The organism is Paenibacillus sp. FSL R5-0923 (assembly GCF_038009145.1).
In the GTDB taxonomy this organism is placed as follows: Bacteria; Bacillota; Bacilli; order Paenibacillales; family Paenibacillaceae; genus Paenibacillus_AQ.
On sequence record NZ_JBBPAT010000001.1, the window covers coordinates 4460361 to 4479399 of the forward strand.

General features: G+C 43.4%; 13 protein-coding genes. 2 read left to right on the top strand and 11 right to left on the bottom strand.

The annotated features are described in order from the left end of the window. Window positions 1-17: 17 nt before the first annotated feature. The 8 genes from MKX35_RS19830 to MKX35_RS19865 all read right to left on the bottom strand — a co-directional run bounded on the left by MKX35_RS19830 (window position 18) and on the right by MKX35_RS19865 (window position 11212). Window positions 18-1331, bottom strand: a complete 1314-nt coding sequence (locus MKX35_RS19830) for an MFS transporter (RefSeq protein ID WP_076299046.1) — start codon at window positions 1329-1331, stop codon at window positions 18-20. Between the two features lie 167 nt (window positions 1332-1498). Then, window positions 1499-4030 (bottom strand): GH39 family glycosyl hydrolase, encoded by a 2532-nt coding sequence (locus tag MKX35_RS19835; RefSeq protein ID WP_076299045.1) that lies wholly within the window; start codon window positions 4028-4030, stop codon window positions 1499-1501. Between the two features lie 143 nt (window positions 4031-4173). Next, the gene (locus MKX35_RS19840) at window positions 4174-6027 is read right to left on the bottom strand and encodes an ABC transporter ATP-binding protein (protein WP_081382808.1); all 1854 of its coding nucleotides are present in this window, start codon (window positions 6025-6027) and stop codon (window positions 4174-4176) included. After that, window positions 6014-7753, bottom strand: a complete 1740-nt coding sequence (locus tag MKX35_RS19845; protein ID WP_076299044.1) for an ABC transporter ATP-binding protein — start codon at window positions 7751-7753, stop codon at window positions 6014-6016. Before MKX35_RS19845 ends, MKX35_RS19840 begins: the two co-directional genes overlap by 14 nt. Window positions 7754-7764: 11 nt before the next feature. Continuing rightward, a complete protein-coding gene (locus MKX35_RS19850) occupies window positions 7765-8250 on the bottom strand; it encodes a nitroreductase family protein (RefSeq protein WP_076299043.1) in 486 nt (161 codons plus the stop codon). Next, window positions 8237-8620 carry a hypothetical protein gene (locus MKX35_RS19855; protein WP_052404285.1) on the bottom strand — a complete coding sequence of 128 codons (384 nt, stop codon included), beginning with the start codon at window positions 8618-8620 and terminating at the stop codon, window positions 8237-8239. Before MKX35_RS19855 ends, MKX35_RS19850 begins: the two co-directional genes overlap by 14 nt. A 246-nt stretch (window positions 8621-8866) precedes the next feature. Further along, window positions 8867-9736 (bottom strand): methyl-accepting chemotaxis protein, encoded by an 870-nt coding sequence (locus MKX35_RS19860; RefSeq protein ID WP_076299042.1) that lies wholly within the window; start codon window positions 9734-9736, stop codon window positions 8867-8869. Window positions 9737-9754: 18 nt separating this feature from the next. Next, the gene (locus tag MKX35_RS19865) at window positions 9755-11212 is read right to left on the bottom strand and encodes an aldehyde dehydrogenase family protein (RefSeq protein WP_179086679.1); all 1458 of its coding nucleotides are present in this window, start codon (window positions 11210-11212) and stop codon (window positions 9755-9757) included. A gap of 258 nt (window positions 11213-11470) precedes the next feature. Here MKX35_RS19865 and MKX35_RS19870 point away from each other — a divergent pair, with 258 nt between their 5' ends. Both MKX35_RS19870 and shc read left to right on the top strand, forming a co-directional pair. Then, window positions 11471-11917 (top strand): OsmC family protein, encoded by a 447-nt coding sequence (locus tag MKX35_RS19870; protein WP_076299040.1) that lies wholly within the window; start codon window positions 11471-11473, stop codon window positions 11915-11917. Window positions 11918-12046: 129 nt separating this feature from the next. Beyond that, the gene (shc, locus tag MKX35_RS19875) at window positions 12047-13939 is read left to right on the top strand and encodes a squalene--hopene cyclase (protein ID WP_076299039.1); all 1893 of its coding nucleotides are present in this window, start codon (window positions 12047-12049) and stop codon (window positions 13937-13939) included. 177 nt (window positions 13940-14116) lie between these two features. Here shc and MKX35_RS19880 read toward each other — a convergent pair whose 3' ends face one another. The 3 genes from MKX35_RS19880 to MKX35_RS19890 all read right to left on the bottom strand — a co-directional run bounded on the left by MKX35_RS19880 (window position 14117) and on the right by MKX35_RS19890 (window position 18999). Next, window positions 14117-14263: a hypothetical protein gene (locus tag MKX35_RS19880; protein ID WP_341044407.1), complete on the bottom strand. Its 147-nt coding sequence runs from the start codon at window positions 14261-14263 to the stop codon at window positions 14117-14119. A 68-nt stretch (window positions 14264-14331) separates the two neighbouring features. Then, entirely contained in the window at window positions 14332-15888 is a 1557-nt protein-coding gene (gene spoVB / locus MKX35_RS19885) for a stage V sporulation protein B (RefSeq protein WP_076299038.1), read from the bottom strand. A 321-nt stretch (window positions 15889-16209) separates the two neighbouring features. Then, entirely contained in the window at window positions 16210-18999 is a 2790-nt protein-coding gene (locus MKX35_RS19890; RefSeq protein WP_076299037.1) for a glycoside hydrolase family 3 C-terminal domain-containing protein, read from the bottom strand. Window positions 19000-19039 lie beyond the last annotated feature (40 nt).

Below are 19039 nucleotides of genomic sequence, written 5' to 3' on the forward strand. Positions count from 1 at the left end.
TTCTTGTTTGTTTTTTCTTAGACCAGATTGGCTTTTTGTGATTGCGCTTCGACAGCTGTTAGTTCAGCAGTTTGAGCACTTTTCTCTGTTCCCACTTCTGGAAGTGGCTTCACTGCCAGCATACCGAGTATAGTGCAGACGGCAAGGAAGATGTAAAAGAAGGTCCAGCTGCCAATGCCTAACAGCACAGGAGCGATTGCTGGAACAATGGACTGAGGCAACGCATTAGCTACGTTCATAATCCCGAAGTCTTTGGCGGAATCCTCTTTACTTGGAAGAATCCGTGCAACGAGTGCCATATCTACGGCTGAGAAGCAGCCAAAACCCAATCCGATCACTGCAGCTCCGGCAATGTAGGCCGGATAACTTGGCACAAAGGCAAACAACAGAACCCCAATAGCAATGATGAACCCTGAAACAATCAGGAATGGTTTTTGCTTACCAAATTTATCTGACAACACCCCACCGAAGATACTTGTAATTGCAACACCCACTAACATAACGATATTAATCGTAGCAACCTTTGCGGTGGCCAGCTCTTCCGTAAGTCCCATCCGGTTTACCAGCATGACTGTGAGGTATAAAGTGCTACAATATCCCATCATGATCAGGAACTTGGATACGAAAGCCCAAGAGAATTCCGGGAATTTACGTGGACTAGGAAAAATCGTACTCAGCTTCTTACCCAGCGATATTTGATTATGTGTCTTGGGAACAAGTTCTACTTTACCTTCTTTAATAATCAACGTACTGAGAAGTGGACCTATGATGCCGATTACACCTAGCAAAAGCCACTTAATTTCTGAAGAAACTGAAGTCATCACTGTCATCATGATCATCCCTACCGTCATAGCGATTGGAATAGTGAGACCGATTAATCCGGAGATTGTCCCTTGTTTCTCCTGAGGTACTTGGTCTGGAATAAGCGCTGTATAGGCTGCCATCCCTACATTGAAGAAAAATTGTGCGACTGCCCAGCTAATCATGATCTGCCAAGGCTCGTTGGCGAAACCAGTACATACCAGCGCAGCACAGCCAACAAGTGGACCTAGGATAATCCACGTGCGCCGCCGTCCGAACGAAAGATGGGTTCGGTCACTGAGTGCACCGCCAATCGGATTTCCGATAAGAGCAAAGAATGCACCTATTCCTGCAACCAGTCCATAGGAAGAGGTATATCCATTCGGATCCACTTCAATCATTTTAAAGGTCAGCAGCAAGGTGGCAGGTGTCATCAGTGCCAGCATCATCATGCCGTAACCAAGCAGAATACCAAAGGTCAATCTACGAAAAGGGGTGTGAACCTGCCCTTTAGACGATGCTCCAGTCATTGTAATTCCTCCTCGTCCTTTTAGAAAACGTTTACAATTTGATTATAAAATAAACCACCTCTTGGAGGAGAGGTGGTCAATTACACACTTTTAGGTTCATTTTTAATCTAAATGAAAGCGTTTCAATATCATTCATCAAGATGAAGCTTAAAAATTGACTCATTTTCTCAAAACAATGGAGTCAGCTCAATAAGCTCTACGCTATGAGGTTCCATTCTAATGACAACAGAAAGCTCTTCACCTACTTCAAGAAGCTGAATCTGTCTGCCTGGAAGAGAGGCAGCTTTTATATAAGCAGTGTCCTCTGCAGTCAGAACGGGTGGAGCCCCCATTTCTACCCACTTGTCAAAGCTGCTGCCATGTGCCCTGCTGATCGTATGGTTCACTTGCTTATATCTGCCAGATGGTAATCCAGTTAATGTGAGCTCAATTTTAAGATGCCTCTCGTTTTTGAAGCCATTATAACGACTAGTAGGTGTAATGAATGAAGTATCACCAAGCGCGTACAAATCATCAAAATGACAGTAATTATAAGCCAAAATCTGATAACCACCTCTTCCAGCCGCCACAATATAACCCTCTTCATGTGCGACTAGCCGATCCCCCAGTTTAGCGAGCATTTCATAGGCATGCATAGCGGCTTTCGGAATTCCATACTGAGCCATAAGTCCAAGACCACCATGAAATATCCGGGATGAAGCCGCCGTTTCTTCAATATTGTCACTCAGTACCCAATATCCGAACCCGCTGATGCTATCGAGATTTTCGATGATATTTTTTACGATATATGCAGCTTTATATAATGTGTCATTGGTCAGTTCACGATGAAATGCCGTTGAATTCCATTCGGTTAAATATAACTCTTGTCCGTTAAGTCCCAACTCAGCGAGCAGTCCGATTTCACGCTCCAGTGATTCCTTCAAATAATCGGGGTTTGGGGACACTTTGTTGAACCCCTCTACTGTAAGTGGAGATATTTCTTTTTCACTTAATCGTTCTTTAGGCTCCCAATTTTTACTAAGCAGATCATCCATGTCCTCATGCGGATAAAAATGTAACGGGATAAAGTCTGGAAGACAACCCCGTTCTTTGCAGAAAGCGAAAAACTGTTCACAAAATGCATTGGAATTCAGAGTAATAATTCTACCGGGAGCGCCAATCTGAAGGTTCGGAGAGATGGCTTTGAGGGTGTCGAACGTTCGGGCATACAATTCGTTGTACGCTTCTTCCGTCGCAGGCCAGAACAAACCATATTCCGGTTCGTTCCAGAATTCAAACTTCCAGCTTTCCACCTCTTCAAGACCGTACCGATTGAGACAATGGCGAATAAACCGATCTACCAATTCACACCAGCGGTCCATGGATTTAGGCGGACTCACGTAACTCTTTTCATAAAACACATGTTTACTGCTGTCTGCTGCGAGATCAAAAGGCATAAACCCCAGTTCTATAAAAGGCTTCAAGCCGATCGATAACAAAAAATCAAACAACTGATCTACAAAGCGAAAATTATAATGTGCCTGCCCTTCGTGATCTTCCCGGTACACCATCATTGAATCATCAAAAATTCCATGAAAACGCAAATAGCGAAACGGACACCGCTCTTGTACATATTTCAAATGAGCTTGTACATCACTTTGAAGTCCTTCATTTGCTTTACTAATCGTAATGATATTTTTCCAGCTATGCTGGATTTGCCGCTGAATCCTGTCTAAAGGAATACTCGCAGACAGCTGAACAACCGCATGTACGGGTTCAAGCTGGTGCGACTGACTACGCCGGAGGAATTGCCGAACAATGCCCAGTGCGCTGGATTGATTAAATGCTAAGTAGCCGGAAGCAGAACCTTCCTGTTTCGCATGAGTTTGAGGCCGATATTTTTTGCGATATTCATGTGGTGTAATATGATATCGGCTTTTGAATGCAGCGTAAAAAGATTTTGCGTTTGGAAAGCCCTGCTCAAGTGCCAGCTCAGCAAGCGAATGATCTTGATCTCTTAAAAGGGCTTCTACGGTATTTTTTAAACGAATGCTGGTTAAGTAAGTCTGGAAGTTGACCCCAATGTTCTCGCTAAAAAATTTGGACAAATACGGCACCGACAAATACTCTCGTTCTGCGATTGTCTGCAGCGACACCGGGTCTTTATAATGTTCATCTATATAAGTGATGATGCTCATCATTCGTTCCATATATTTTATATTCATCGCTTCACCGGAATTTGGCAGCTTGAACTGTTTGACCAAAACAGAGAATAACCCAAGCATACGTGCTTCCATCCCCAGTTCATAGGCTTCTCCGCCTTTGTACTTCAGCTGTACCATTTCAGCCATGAGCTGACGCATGTTATCTAAGCCATTTTGCTTCTCAGGACCGACTTCAGCAGAATAACATTCAAAGCTGATCTTCTCCACATTGTGGATATGCTGCTTAAGATAGGTTGTTGGGATTTGAAAGGTAGCGATGATATTCTGATCTAATCCGATAACTTCATGCACGTAACACTGGTTAATGAGTAGCATATCGCCTTCTTTAAGCCTATATTGACGGTTTCCGGTCGAAACCTCTAGATTGCCGGACAGCACAAAAATCAGCTCCACACTCATATGCCAGTGATTCGGCACAAAGTTGACACTATGTAAAGAAACATCAAACGGTAGTTTGCCTTCGGTCTCAAGCTGTTCATAGCTGGAATGGCTCAAATAATCACTTCCTTGTTTACATTATCTTGTAGTAGCATACAATGTAGCGTTTCGGCGGTCAATTCGATGGTCTGTGGTCACCTCGCTAACAAAAAAACACTGATCCAAGTCAGTGTTTTTTCATAAGCCATACAAATGTTTCTTTAAATCGCTCGTTTGAACTGGGTATTGTATAACTCGTAATAGGCGCCCTGCATCGCAAGCAGCTCCTCATGACTTCCTTGCTCAGCAATTCCTCCACCCTGGATCACGAGTATGCGATTGGCGTCCTGGATCGTACTAAGCCTGTGGGCGATTACAAAGCTTGTTCGACCCTTCATCAAATTCTTCATTGCTTGTTGAATGTGCATTTCCGTACGTGTGTCCACGCTACTGGTTGCTTCGTCAAGAATTAATATGGCAGGATCAGCTAAAATTGCGCGAGCAATCGTTAACAGCTGGCGCTGGCCATGACTCAAATTACTGCCTTCTGCATTGAGGAGGGTCTCGTAACCATGCGGCAATCTTTTGATAAAAGCATCCGCATTGGCTAGCTGAGCCGCCTGCTCAATCTCTTGATCGGTCGCATCGAGTCGGCCAAACCGAATATTCTCACGAATCGTTCCCGAGAATACATGCGCATCTTGCAGCACCATCCCTAGTTGACTACGAAGTGCGTTTTTATCCAGCTCTCGGATGTCGCGACCATCAATTCGTATGGAACCGCCATTCAAATCATAGAATCGGATCAGCATGTTAACGATGGTTGTTTTACCTGCTCCTGTTGGGCCAACGAGTGCAATTTTCTCCCCAGGTTTTGCTTCAAACGTAACGCCCGACAAAATCGGGGAATCCGCTTTGTAAGCAAAAGAAACGTCCTGAAAAACAACCTCCCCTGTTAATCTTGGGAGATCCTCACTTTCTTCATCCCCGTATTCGGACGGCATCTCCAAAACCTCAAAAACACGCTCTGCACCGGCGATTGCAGATTGAATTAAATTGTACTGGTTAGCAAGATCAGAAATGGGTCTACCGAACTGTTTGCAATAGGTAAGGAAGCTAACGATTATACCAACCGTAGCCATGTTATGGAAAGCCATCCAGCCCCCAACCCCGGCAATGATCGCAAATCCAAGGTTATTAATCATGTTCATCACGGGTCCTACTAATCCTGATACGATTTGTGCCTTAATGCTGACCTTATTCAGTTCTCCGCTTATTTTTCGGAATCGTTTAACTTCTGACTCTTCCCTACTGTATTGTTTGACCACCTTTTGTCCGCTGATGGTTTCTTCGATGAACCCGCCAAGTTCACCTAAATGTCGCTGCTGATTTCTAAAATAAGTGCGGCTTAAACCAATGATTTTTCGACTAGCCAATAATACGAGCGGAATCGTGATTAATGAGACTACAGTCAACGGAACGTTCAGCATTAACATAATAACGAGGGAGCCGCTTAGTGTAATCAAACTATTTAACAATTGGGTTACACTCTGATTGAGTGTGCTGGATACGCTCTCAATATCGTTAGTTGCCCGGCTCATCAATTCTCCGTTAGCCCGAGTGTCAAAAAATTTAATGGGCAGCTGCTGATACTTGCTGAACAGATCACGGCGCAGCTCAAAAACAGTATTCTGCGAAACAGATGTCATGACGTATGCTTGCACCCAGGCAACTACACTGCCTAGCCCATAAATGCCAATAAGGAGTATGCAAAACCGAATAAGACCCTGATAATCGTGTGGAATAACCGCAGTATCAATCGCTTTACCGATGAGATACGGTCCGATCAATGAAAGAAGTGCATTCAACACAGTAAATACATATACAATGATTAACCCGAACCGCTGACGATTCAAATAAGTCCAGATGCGTTTAAGCGTGCTCGCTTGATTTTTGGCGCGCACGATTGGCACAGCGCCGCCGCGTCCGGGGCCAGATCCCGGTCCTATTCCTGGTCCGAATCCGCCTGGTCTATGGATAGGGGGAGTGTTCATGCCGTTGTCATGCTTTGACATAAGGAACCTCCTCCCCTTTCATCTGTGATTTCCAGATGTCTCGATAAATTTCACTGCTACTCATTAGACCATCATGTGTACCTTGTACAGCAATTCGGCCGTTTTCTAGAATTAAGATGCGGTCCGCGTCAATCACTGATGTGACACGCTGAGCAATCATTATATTAGTGCTGCTACTCAGCCGTTTTTTTAACATTTGCCGAATTCGTGACTCAGTCGCCGCATCGAGCGCACTCGTACTGTCATCCATGATGAGAATTGTTGGCTGTATTAACAACGCCCTTGCAATCGAAAGCCGTTGCTTCTGCCCACCGGACAAGTTGATGCCTCGTTGGCCAAGCACTGTATCATAACCCTGTGGTAGCTCTAAAATAAAAGGGTGCGCTTCAGCAGCTTTTGCTGCTTGTTCCACTTCTTCATCCGTAGCCTCCGGTCTGCCATATCGGATATTATCACGGATTGTTCCGCTGAACAGAATGGCTTGCTGCATAACGTAACCGATCTTGCGACGTAAATGTTCCAAAGAAATTTGCCGAGTGTCGGAACCATCAATTGTGATTGATCCAGAAGAAACATCGTAAAGGCGTGGAATGAGGCTCACCAAGGTTGATTTACCAGCACCGGTTGCTCCAAGGATGGCTACAGTTTCACCTGGCTCAGCAGTGAAATTGATGCCATCTAACACGAGGTTCTCATCCGTAGGATCATAAGCGAATGAAACGTTGTCAAATACAATTCGACCGTTTTGTAGCTTATCTTTTTCAGCTTCGGTTACATCTGTAATCTCGCTGATCGTAGAAAACACTTCATTCTCCCGATCTGCGGAGACCTTTGCACGCGAGAAGAATGTGAGCATATTGCTCAACATCAGCATGGACATCAACAATTGGGTGATATAGTTAATGAAGGCAATTAACTGACCGACCGGCAGGGAGCCGTTCCAGCTCTGCAGCCCACCAAACCAAAGCACAGCTACGATACTGACATTGAGCACAAGCATCATGAGCGGCATATTTAACGACATTAATCGCACCGCTTTTATCGCAGTCTCAGTGTAATCCTTGTTCGCTGTATTAAACCGTTTCTGTTCATGCTTAGCACGGACGAAGGCTTTGACTACACGAATACCCGATAAATTTTCCTGCAATACTGTGTTGACGCCGTCTAATTTGACCTGCATTTTCTCGAACAAAGGGAAAGAAAGTCGAATCAACCCATATAATATTGCAACCAGCAATGGCACGGCAACGAGAAGGATAAGGGTTAGTGAAGGACTAATCCGTATAGCCATTATCAAGCTGCCGATTAATAGCAATGGAGAGCGAATATTCCGCAAAATCATCTGAACAAAGGTTTGTAGCTGTACCACATCGTTTGTTAAACGAGTAATCAACGAGCCCGTCTTCAATTGGTCCAGATTCTTGTTTGAGAATTTCTGAATATGTTCAAACAGGTTAATCCGTAAATCATTCCCGAAATTTTGTGAGGCGATGCTCGAAAAAACGGTGCAGCCCACCCCACCAATTAGACCGACAAATGCTACACCAAGCATGGTCAATCCCGTCGAATAAATATGTGATAAATCTTTCGTCATAATCCCATGATCCACAATGCTTGCCATTAGTGTAGGTTGAAGCAAATCCATAAACACTTCGAGCATCATCATAAGTGGTGCTAACACAGACCACAACCAATATGGCCTTAAGTAACTCTTAAGTTTCCACATTCCATCACCTTTTAAGATAAATATGTGATTTTTGATTTCATCGGTGTTCTTGGCTTAGCATTTGGAACTTCCTCCGGATATCCAATGCCAAATAGTCCAATCACATCGTAATCTTGCGGGACACCTAGAATTTCACGATTATGAGGTAAAGCACCTAAAGAAGCCCAATAGGCTCCAACTCCCATTTCGTGTGCAGCTAATAAAAAGTTCTGTGCGAAACAAGCGGCAGCCATAACATTCTCGTCACGTTCAAACGCTGTTGCACCAGGTTTAGATAAGATAGCAAGAACTACAGGAGCACTTCCAAAATTCGTCTTATGCTTTAATTTAGCTCTAGTCTCAGGCCCGATAAATAGGAGTTCCCAAGGTTCGTTCATACGATGGTTTGGAGCATAACTAGCTGCTTCCAGCCAATTCAATAAATCATCCTCTTGAATCGAATCCGCCTTAAATTGCTTAATACTTCTACGGGTTTTTATAAGATCAATGGTTTTCATTTTTTTGATCATTCTCCTCTTTTTTAATTTCGCCAACAGTCTTATCTTCCGGCGTTACTTCATGAATCTGAAAAATATGGATAAACTCTTCAATGATCGCTTCCGTTGCCTTCAATTCACCGCTAATCACTTGCTTGATCGAATCCAGCTCCGGTGTTTGCAGCTGCCGCTGTAAAGTTGCCCGATTCACATTAAGCTTTTCCAAAAATGCTAGAGCTCTGCCGCGACGAAAAGTTTGAGCACTTTTGGGGGGACCATCCATAGAATCCATCCCATGTCTGCTCATATGCTCGCGATCTCTATGCTCTCCACGGTCTTTGTGTTCCCCATGTTCTCTATGACCGCGTTTTCCGAAATGTCCATCACGCATATTTACTCCTCCTTTACTTTGTATACATATGTATACGTTTCGTTTATGTATACAAATGTATACGAGATGATCTAATCCTGTCAAGTTTTATTTTTCCATTTTGTAACATCAGCATTATTCATTTCTGAATCCCAAAAAACAACAAAAAAACCCGCGTAAAACGCAGGCCTAAAGAAAGAAAAGAAATACAAGATAACTGTATTTCTTCTTATTAATTTTTATTAATGTGTAATCAATACTGATTGCTTATTGACTTTTATCTTTTCTAAAAAGCGTTTCTTCAGCAACCTGCGCTAGTTCCTCCGCTTTTAAGCTTATCTCTTGAATCGTTGCAGAAAATTCTTTAATTGCTCCTGATTGACTACCGGTAAGCGCGTGAATATCAGAAAACGTATGATTTAACCGTTGCAAAAGTTCCTGAATATTCTTAGAAATGCCATTAATCTGGTCCACATTTTCCTTGGAGCTCGTCGCCAGCTTCCGAATTTCATCGGCAACGACCGAAAATCCTCTCCCAAATTCTCCTGCTCTTGCCGCCTCAATAGAAGCGTTAAGTCCTAACATGTTGCTCTGATCCGAAATCTCTTTAACCACAGTCGAAATCTTTCCGATCTGCTGAGCACTGGAGCTAACATCCTTCATTTGGTTTGTTACGTCTGTCACACGACCGGTAAGATGAGAAACCGATTGGCTGATGTCATCAATAGATGCCGTTGTCTGTTCGACAATAGCGGAAAAACTCTCTGCCATTTCAAAAAGCTTATTCGCTTTCTCGAGGCTTGTCCCCATACCGATACCACCGATTACCTTGCCCTGCTCGTCATGAAGCGGTATCGCACGTGCAGCAAGCGGAAAACCAAACAGCTCTTTCGGAACGACAGCTGATAATGCTGTATCATTCCTAATCGCATTTGTTACAATATCCCCTTCCATCAGTGGATCACCAGGATTGACATTCAGCGAGAATGTTTTCCCAGGAATATTGATGATCAGTTTTTCCGTGTCATAAATGCCAATTGTAATGTCATCGTTATAGAGACTATTCAGTAGTGGAGCCACTTTTACGAAAGCATTAATCAGTTCATGCTGGGTTTTTTCTACAGTTATCTCATTCACATTTTATCCTCCAAACCCTTAATAAGGGAGTTTTCTTTGTCCATAATTAACTGAAATCCATTTCATCGTTGTAAATTCATCCAAGCTCCATTCCCCATTTAAACGGCCTATACCCGACTGTTTCTCTCCTCCGAAAGCTACAATCGGCTCATCGTTAATCGTGACATCATTCACATGAACCATTCCAGTGTGGACCTTCTTAGCCATTTCTACACCACGCTCAAGATTGGAGGTATGAATTGCTCCGCTTAGCCCAAAACGTGTATCGTTGGCAATTTCAATAGCTTCCTCATCCGTTTCGAACGGAATGATACATACAACTGGTCCGAACAGCTCCTCTTGTGCAACAGCCATATCCGTTTTAACATTAATAAGGATAGTAGGCTCTACCATTCGGCCGGTAATCTTACCATGCAACAGAGGAACAGCGCCTTGTTCTATGCCCTTAGCAATTAACTTTTCCAGTGTCTCTGCTTGGCGGTGGTTGATGACTGGTCCAATGATGGTCTGTGGATCACTCGGATCACCTGTTGTAAGTGTAGATACCTTCTCTTTGAATTTATTTACAAAATCCTGATAGATCGTCTTATGTACAATGATTCTGTTGGCAGACATACAAATCTGACCTTGATGTGTGAATCTGCTGAATGTCGCAGCTTGTACTGCGTAGTCGAGATCCGCATCTTCCATGATAATGAACGCGCTATTGCCGCCAAGCTCAAGTAACGGCTTTTTGAAATTCTTGATTGCCAGTTGACCTATATAGCTTCCAACCTTAGTCGAACCCGTGAAGGAAATGATTCTCGGAATCGGATGCTCGACGAACGCGTCGCCAATCTCCTTTATATCCGTCACTACAACATTTAATAGCCCCTTCGGTACACCTGCTTCTTCAAAAATTTTGCCGATCAGAGTTCCACCCGTAATGGGTGAATCCTCGTGTGGTTTAAGTACCACACCATTTCCAGCACCCAGTGCAGGAGCAACCGACTTCATAGACAAGAAGAAAGGAAAGTTAAAAGGACTAATCACCCCAACCACGCCTGCAGGGATGCGGTACAGCCGATTCTCTTTACCATCCTCTGTAGAAGGCAGGATCTTACCCTCCATTCTAAGTGGGAACGTTGCCGCTTCTTTTACCATATTTTTTACAAGACCAATCTCAAATGCTGCCTTCAGCCTCGTTCCACCCAGTTCCTTAACAATAATGGATGTAATTTCTTCCTCATTCGCTTCAATATATTTAACAGCGTTCTCAAGGATGTCACGTTTAATATATGGGTTAACCTTATCCCATTCCAGCTTTGCTTTATAAGCTGCTTGATAAGCATCGTCAATGTCAGCAACGCTGGCAATTTGAAAAGTATGGATTACATCATCATTATATGGATTGATATCTGTCAGTGTTTTACTACTCTTCCCTTCTCTCCATTCCCCACCTATAAATTGTTTTCCTAGTTCTGAATAGTTCATAATATCCCTCCAGTGTATATAAATACCAAACAATCTATATATTTATCGACATAATAGAGATAGTTGTGAAGTCAATTTTCATATTCACGTAAACGTCATTTCAACGACACATTATCTACCTCCAATAATACTAATCAAGTATTGACAAGGTACAAAGAATAGAACTATAATCTAAACAATTCCTAGAAAAATACTATGAATTACATAAAATTCAAAACATCTAATCATAATTGGGTTTTCCAGAAGAAGGAGTGTAGACAAATGCCAAATGTTCAAACTTTCAAAGCAACTGCCCATTTACAAGATGGGGTTAAAGTCATTACTAAAGCAAGACAATTCGAGCTCGTCATCGATGAACCACAAAATCTCGGGGGTACGGATACAGGAATGAATCCTGTTGAAGCTTTGCTTGCTTCTTTAGGGGCCTGCCAATCTATTGTCGCTCGAGTTTATGCTTCCAAATTTGAGATAGAGCTTGAAGATTTCAGAGTAGACGTGGAAGGTGATCTGGACCTCGATGGATTTTTTAACCGTTCTGAAGTCCGTCCCGGCTATTCAGATATTCGCTATACATTCTACATAAAGACCCCATCCCCTGCCGAGAAGGTCGAAGCATTCGTACAATTTTTAGAAAGCAAATGCCCTGTGGGTGACACGATTGCTGCCCCCGTAAATCTTAAGCTGAACCGTATCGTGATTGAAAATTAACCGATTGATTAGCTAACATAGTATCAAGGGCTGTGAGGTTGCATAAAGCAACTTTACAGTCCTTTTTCATTTCAACCTCTCATCCATCATATAATACTAAAAATGAAGGACCTCGGAGGTACCTAAGGAATGAATCCTATACTGAGTACAGTAGATAATGAGATCGAGCGTTTAACGGCATTCCTGATTGATCAACAGCAGCAAGATGGATCTTGGCACTTTTGTTTTGAAAATGGAATCGTTATCGATGCCTATGTCATCATTCTCTTTCGGATTTTGAACGTACAGAATGAAGCCCTGATTCGACAGCTACATGATCGTATTCTTACTGAGCAACAGTCCGCTGGATTCTGGCAATTGTATAGAGATGAAGAAGATGGTAACTTATCCACCTCGGTTGAAGCCTACTACGCCCTTCTCTATTCTGGATACAGTAAGGTGACAGATGAGCCGATATTGCGCGCAAAGCATTATATTCAATCCAAAGGAGGAATTGGAAAAGTAACTAGCATCTTAACCAGAGTCATTCTCGCAGCTACTGGTCAGAGCAAATGGCCTTTATCGATCTCTTCGATTCCTCTAGAAGTTCTGTTGTTCCCGTCTTATTTTCCTATTAATTATTTTGAGTTCTCTGGCTACTCAAGAGTGCATCTCACGCCTATGCTTATTATGGCCGATCGACGTTTCTCGATCTCAACAGTGAATGCTCCTGATCTATCTGATCTCATAGACACACGCATTGAAGATGCTGAACCCGCTTCCCGTGGATATCATGAGCTGCAGGACGTTATTCAAACTGGCCTAAGCAGACTTCTTGGAAGTCCTCGCTACATTCACGAAGTTGCCCGAACTAAAGCAGAACAGTTTATTCTCCAGCGGATTGAATCAGACGGGACTCTATACAGTTACGCAACTAGTACAATTCTTATGGTGTATGCCCTTCTGGCTCTGGACTATGACCAGCAGCATCCTCTGATTACGAATGCCATAAATGGGCTTACCTCGATGCAATGCCGTTCTGAAAGTAAAACAACAATTCAAAACTCACCGTCTACGATATGGGATACGGCTCTAATCGCTTATACTTTGCAGGAGGCACAAATTCCCGATCATCATCTCGCGATTCAACGTGCTACTTCGTATCTGCTGACCAGACAACAACATAAAACTGCTGATTGGAGTATTCATAATCCGGATACAACTCCGGGGGGATGGGGTTTCTCAGAATCTAATACGATTAATCCGGATGTGGATGATACGACCGCTGCTTTACGAGCCTTTCGAAGTTTATCAATAACTCAGCCATCCTATCTAGAGTCATGGAATCGTGGACTGAACTGGGTCCTATCGATGCAGAATAAAGACGGTGGCTGGCCAGCTTTTGAAAAAAACACCAATAAAGAAATGCTCACTTGGCTAGCAATCGATGGGGCTAAATCTGCTGCTATTGATCCCTCGGAGGCAGATCTAACCGGGCGTACCTTGGAGTATCTCGGGAACTTTGCCGACCTTGATGCGCGAAACGAATTCATCGGGCGAGGTGTGAAATGGCTGATTCAGCATCAGGAGAAAGATGGCTCATGGTACGGAAGATGGGGCGTTTGTTACATCTATGGGACTTGGGCTGCCTTAACAGGATTGCAGGCCGTTGACCTGCCACTGGAACATGAAACATTGCAAAAAGGAGCGAATTGGCTCCTAAGCATACAGAACTCGGATGGTGGTTGGGGGGAATCTTGTCATAGTGATCGGCTTTTGAAATATGTGCCATTAGGCGAAAGTACGCCTTCCCAAACCGCATGGGCGCTTGACGCACTCATCACCATTCAGCCGAAATCAACAGCAGCGGTGGAAAAAGGGATTGAAAGATTAATCATATCTATTCATGAAGAGGATTGGAAAACTTCTTATCCAACAGGCGCTGGTCTCCCCGGTAATTTCTATTCCAATTATCATAGTTATCGCTATATCTGGCCGTTACTCACACTGAGTCATTTTAGAAAAAAATACGGTCAAGGATAATACTCGGTAATAACTAGCGTAGTCCTGCTTCACTTCTCAAGGTGTCTCATAAAAGCTAGATCGCGCCTTATGTAGTCCTTTTTGGGAATCTAGCTCCCCTTTCCAATACCCCGCTCCGGTATGTATTCATCAGTTCAAACAAAAATTCGTAAAAAACATCAGAGCAGCGATCATCCGTTATTGGAGAATCGTTGCTCTGATGTTATGAACCGGGGGTTGAATACTTTTGTCCGTTACACTTCCTTCTAAATTACCCATCCATTTATAGCTGTACAAAATACAGTTAAACACCTCGCTGCTCCCGTTACCTTCATCCGCCTCCATACTGTTACACAGAGGGTTACATCATTACTCGATTTACTTTTTGGAGCATGATACCGAAATATTCCCTTTCAAGAAACAGGCGTAATCGTCGGTGGTTTCGGTGACCGTTCCCAAGCATGGGTTACCTGCAATGTTGCAGCATAGGTGATCAATGAAACGATTAGAGTTCCGGACAGTTCAATAATCTGCCCCAGGTCCATTCGTTCCAGTATACCGTGAGCCGTCATCCCGCAAATCGTCATGATAATTCCTCCCGCGCCCACCTTGAATACAACGCGAAAGTCAAAATAAAATCCGATCGTTCCTGCCACAGACATAAAATTCAGCAGTGTCAGCAGCAAAAGCCCCAGTCCGAACCCTATAGCAACCCCTTCGATGCCAATATTAGAACCGAGAACAAAGATCGCAATCACTTCAAAAATATTCGTAAGAATATGGTTCCACATGACGGTTGATGCTTTCCCCAAACCAAGCAGAATCGCTTGCAGTGGTGCTCCAAAATAATAAAGGAAAAATAAGGGGGCAATCAACCTTAGCAGCTCGCCCGCTTCTGGCGAATGATAGATCAAAGTAGTTAATGGTACAGCCCATAAGTACAGGATGATTGTACATGGAAGACCAACAATAAGCGCGGATCGCATAGCCATATCCATCCGACTATGCATAAGCTTGCTATTATTGCTCACACTTGCTTCGCTGATCGCCGGAATTAATGCAGTGGACAACGATTGTGTGAAAAAGCTGGGGAGAAACAACATGGGGAGAGCATATCCCGCTAAAAGTCCAAATTGCTTAGTCGCCATCTCAACCCCCACACCAAACAGGACTAGACTTTTCGTAATCAGCAATGGGAGAAACGCATGATAGAGAGAATGAATAAAACCGCTGCCTGTCATCGGTAAGCCGATGCGCAGCAGATCTCTCAACGTACTGTCTCCTTTGGGTGAAAAACTTGAATTAGGCGGTGGGGTGGGTTTGATCTTCCCTCGATTTGCCCATTTGAAGACAGCAAACAAATAGAGCAAACCAAAACCTTCGCCGATCACGGAAGCCGCCATAGCGCCCGCAGCTGCATAAGCAATCCCATAAGGCAGCAAAACGTTCACAACACCGATAATGACAATGATTTGCGCCAAATTCTCAATAATATCGGAAAAGGCCAGCGGGTTCATGTTCTGTTTTCCACGAAAATAACCTTTCAATACAGCTGACATCGCAATAATTGGAATGATCGGCGTAATAGCGACCATAGCATAATACGCCCGCTGATCGGCTAAAAAAACCGACGCGATCCATTTGGATCCAAATAGAGCCACTAAAGTTAGTATAATACTCAACGTACCCGTAATACTTAAAGATACTTTGAGAATTCGCTTTACTCGCGCTTCATCCTGCTTAACCTCAGCTTCTGAGACAAGCTTTGAAATCGCAACAGGAAGCCCCAGCTCTGTCAGCGTAATAAACAAGGGTAGCAGCGGATGAGCAATCATAAGCAGCCCTACCCCCTCGGCTCCTAAGAAACGTGCCAGCAAAACGCCATTCAAAAATCCGAGCCCTTTTGTAAAAAATGACGACACGGTTAAAATGAACGTGCCACGAATAAAGCTTTGTTTACGCATCCCCATCTCTACGCATCTCCACCTATGGTTTGTCCTGGTCCTACTTTCTAACTTATTCGAACAAACACAAGTACATGCAGACAAGTATTTGTAAAGTATATAATCTGCAAAAAGCCCGACACACCATAGTTGGTATACCGGGCAATTTCCTCATATTCTAGTATCCGATAAAGGAGTTGAAATCCCCCCTCCATACTCATGTGGAGTAGTGGAAATGAAATATATGATCCCCCCGCAACAATAAGTACAACAAAAAAACCGCGAAAAATATCGCGGTTTTTAGAAATGATTAATATTAACGATCTATCTAACATTAACGCATGACACTTAGTCGATTTTATTGAATTCAATCCAATCGATCTGCAAACCTGGTTTGATGAACTCCAATTTCATATCATAAAGACCTGCTTCGAGTTCAACTTTCACAAGCTTTTGTCTGATCCACTGACCTTCAGTACCATTTGTTTGAATGGTTGTCATCAATTGATCATTCACTGATACATTGCACGCACTTTGAGCCAGCTCAGGTTCCGTTGACATGATATGCACCAGGATACGGTATTGACCAGCCTGTTCCACTTTAAAGCTAGTCGTTCCTTCTACGACAGGTTTAACCTGTGGATTCTGTGATAAGGATTGAGCTTGTTCTCCAGTAAGTGAAGGATTAGCTTTAAAGAACTCTACAGTTTCTACAATTTCCTGTTTTCTCGAGAATACAGGTGCATTCATGATAAACTCACAAATGTTTATGGCAGAACGTTGGAGCTCTCCACGGGTTAACGTGCCATTTTCCAACGACTCAATGGTGTTATCATTCCATCCGTTAATTTCTGAACCATAGTTAGGTACAACCATATAGAGGTCGTTTTGTGCACGAACCATCCAATTTGTAAATTTCCGATCTGCTGGTCCGCCATTAACTACATCATTCATGATCGCCCACCAGTCAGTCATTACAATGCCTTTAAAGCCCCACTCCCCACGAAGAATCGTGGTGTTCAAATCATAATTCGAAGCCGCCCAGTGTCCATTAACTGGATTGTAGGAGGTCATTATAGAGTTCGAACCGCCCTGCTTCACGGCGATTTCAAAACCTTTCAAATAAATCTCACGAAGTGCACGTTCAGACACCACGGCGTTTACTTTACTACGATGTTTCTCCTGATTGTTACAAGCGAAATGCTTCATCGTAGCGGTTGAGCCGCCTTTCAAGATACCGCGAGTACATGCAGCAGCGAACACCCCAGAGATCAAAGGATCTTCTGAAAAATACTCAAAGTTACGTCCATTAAGCGGACTGCGTCGGATATTAAGGCCAGGTCCAAGCAAGGAATCCACGTTATTTCTTAACAACTCTTGCCCTTCCATAACATAAAGCTCTTCTACCAATTCCGCATTCCAAGTCGCTGCAAGAAGCGTTCCGATAGCAACTTGAGTCGCCTTTGCTCCGCTGTCCATACGAATCCCTGAAGGACCATCAGCTGTACAAGCCACTGGAATTCCGAGATTAAATAAACTGTCACTTACGCCTCCAAATGCAGAAGCCGTGCCCGGTGTAACTAAAGGACTGCTCATCCCTTCACCACGTACAATTGCAGCCAAATCCTCATCACTGAGCTGTGCAATGAAGGCTTCCATGCTAACCTTCTGTTCATATACGTCTCTTAATTTATATCCTTTATTACCTGTTTGTGAGATCGTCTCTGGAAGATTAGTTTCAATTCGCTCAGCCAACGAAATTTTACGTTTAGGAACTTCAACATAAACAATCTCGTACGAACCGTCCGCCTTCTGAGCACCTGGCATCATTCTCGTAAAGCTTTCTGTAGGCGCGAGCGCTTCTTGCAATTGCTCCACAACTTGAAGAGCTTCAACGACATAGCCGTCTTTACCCTCAACACCGACTGCCACCACTTGTTTAACACTAGTTCCCACATACAAGCGGTACGTACCTTCTTCGAGAACATAGGCAGAAGCATGTCCTGTTACGCCTGCGTCATCATAAGAAGCCATAGAATGAGCTGAGAAACTCACGGTAAGGCGCTGTGCTTCACCCGGTTCAAGAACTTTCGTCTTACCGAATGACACCAGAGCTTTAGCTGGTTTACCAAGCTTACCTTGCGGAGCTTCATAATAGACCTGAATAACCTCTTTACCAGCAAAGGAAGTTCCTGTATTGGTAACGGTTACGCCGATTTCAATGAAAGACTCGCCTTCTTTGGTAATCAATTTGGCTTCTTCTGGCTCGATACTAAAAGTTGTATAAGATAAACCATAACCAAATTCAAATTGAACCTTATCTGGACAAAATGTCTCGAAATAACGATATCCTACATAGATATCTTCCTGATACAAGTTCGTAAATTCATTGCCGTAATTCTGTGTTGATGGGTAATCATTGATGGAATAAGCGATTGTATCCGTCAGTTTACCACTTGGAGTTACCTCTCCAGACAGCACATCTGCAATCGCATTTCCGCCTTCCATACCACCCTGCCATGAATAAATCACAGTTGAAATTGGATATTTATAGCTTTCATCGTTCATCCAGTTCATATCAATAATGTTGGAGACATTCAGGACAACGATTGTTTGCTCAAAATATGTAGTTACCTGCTTCAGCATTGCCTGTTCATCATTTGTTAATTGGTAGCTGCCCGGTGCATCAGCATTATCCTGATCTTCTCCTGCCGTGCGTCCAATTACAAGAATGGCTTTATTCGATTTGTTTCTAGCTTCGGAAACCAATTCATTGCTCAAAGACATTTCCTTCTGATGCCAAGGTTCTGCAGCCCATGCGCCTCCACCATTATCAAAAGGATTCTGTTCAATCCACTTTTCATAGACAGCAGCCAGCTCTTCGTTAACTGTAAAGTTCTTCTTAGTGCGAAGACCATCCAATAAATTGGTCGTATAAGTAACATGGACACTACCGCCGGAACCTGTACCACTGCGATAATAATTCACTTGGGATCTGCCAAAAATCGCAACATTATCGCCTTCGCCAAGCGGAAGTACCTGATTATCATTCTTCACCAGCACCGCACCTTCAGCGGCTACTGTCCGGCTAAATTCTGCAAAACCTTCTAATGGAATTCCCACATTCTGTGTGCTCAACTTATTTCCTCCTGTTGTTCAATTCTATAGGTTGTTTCTT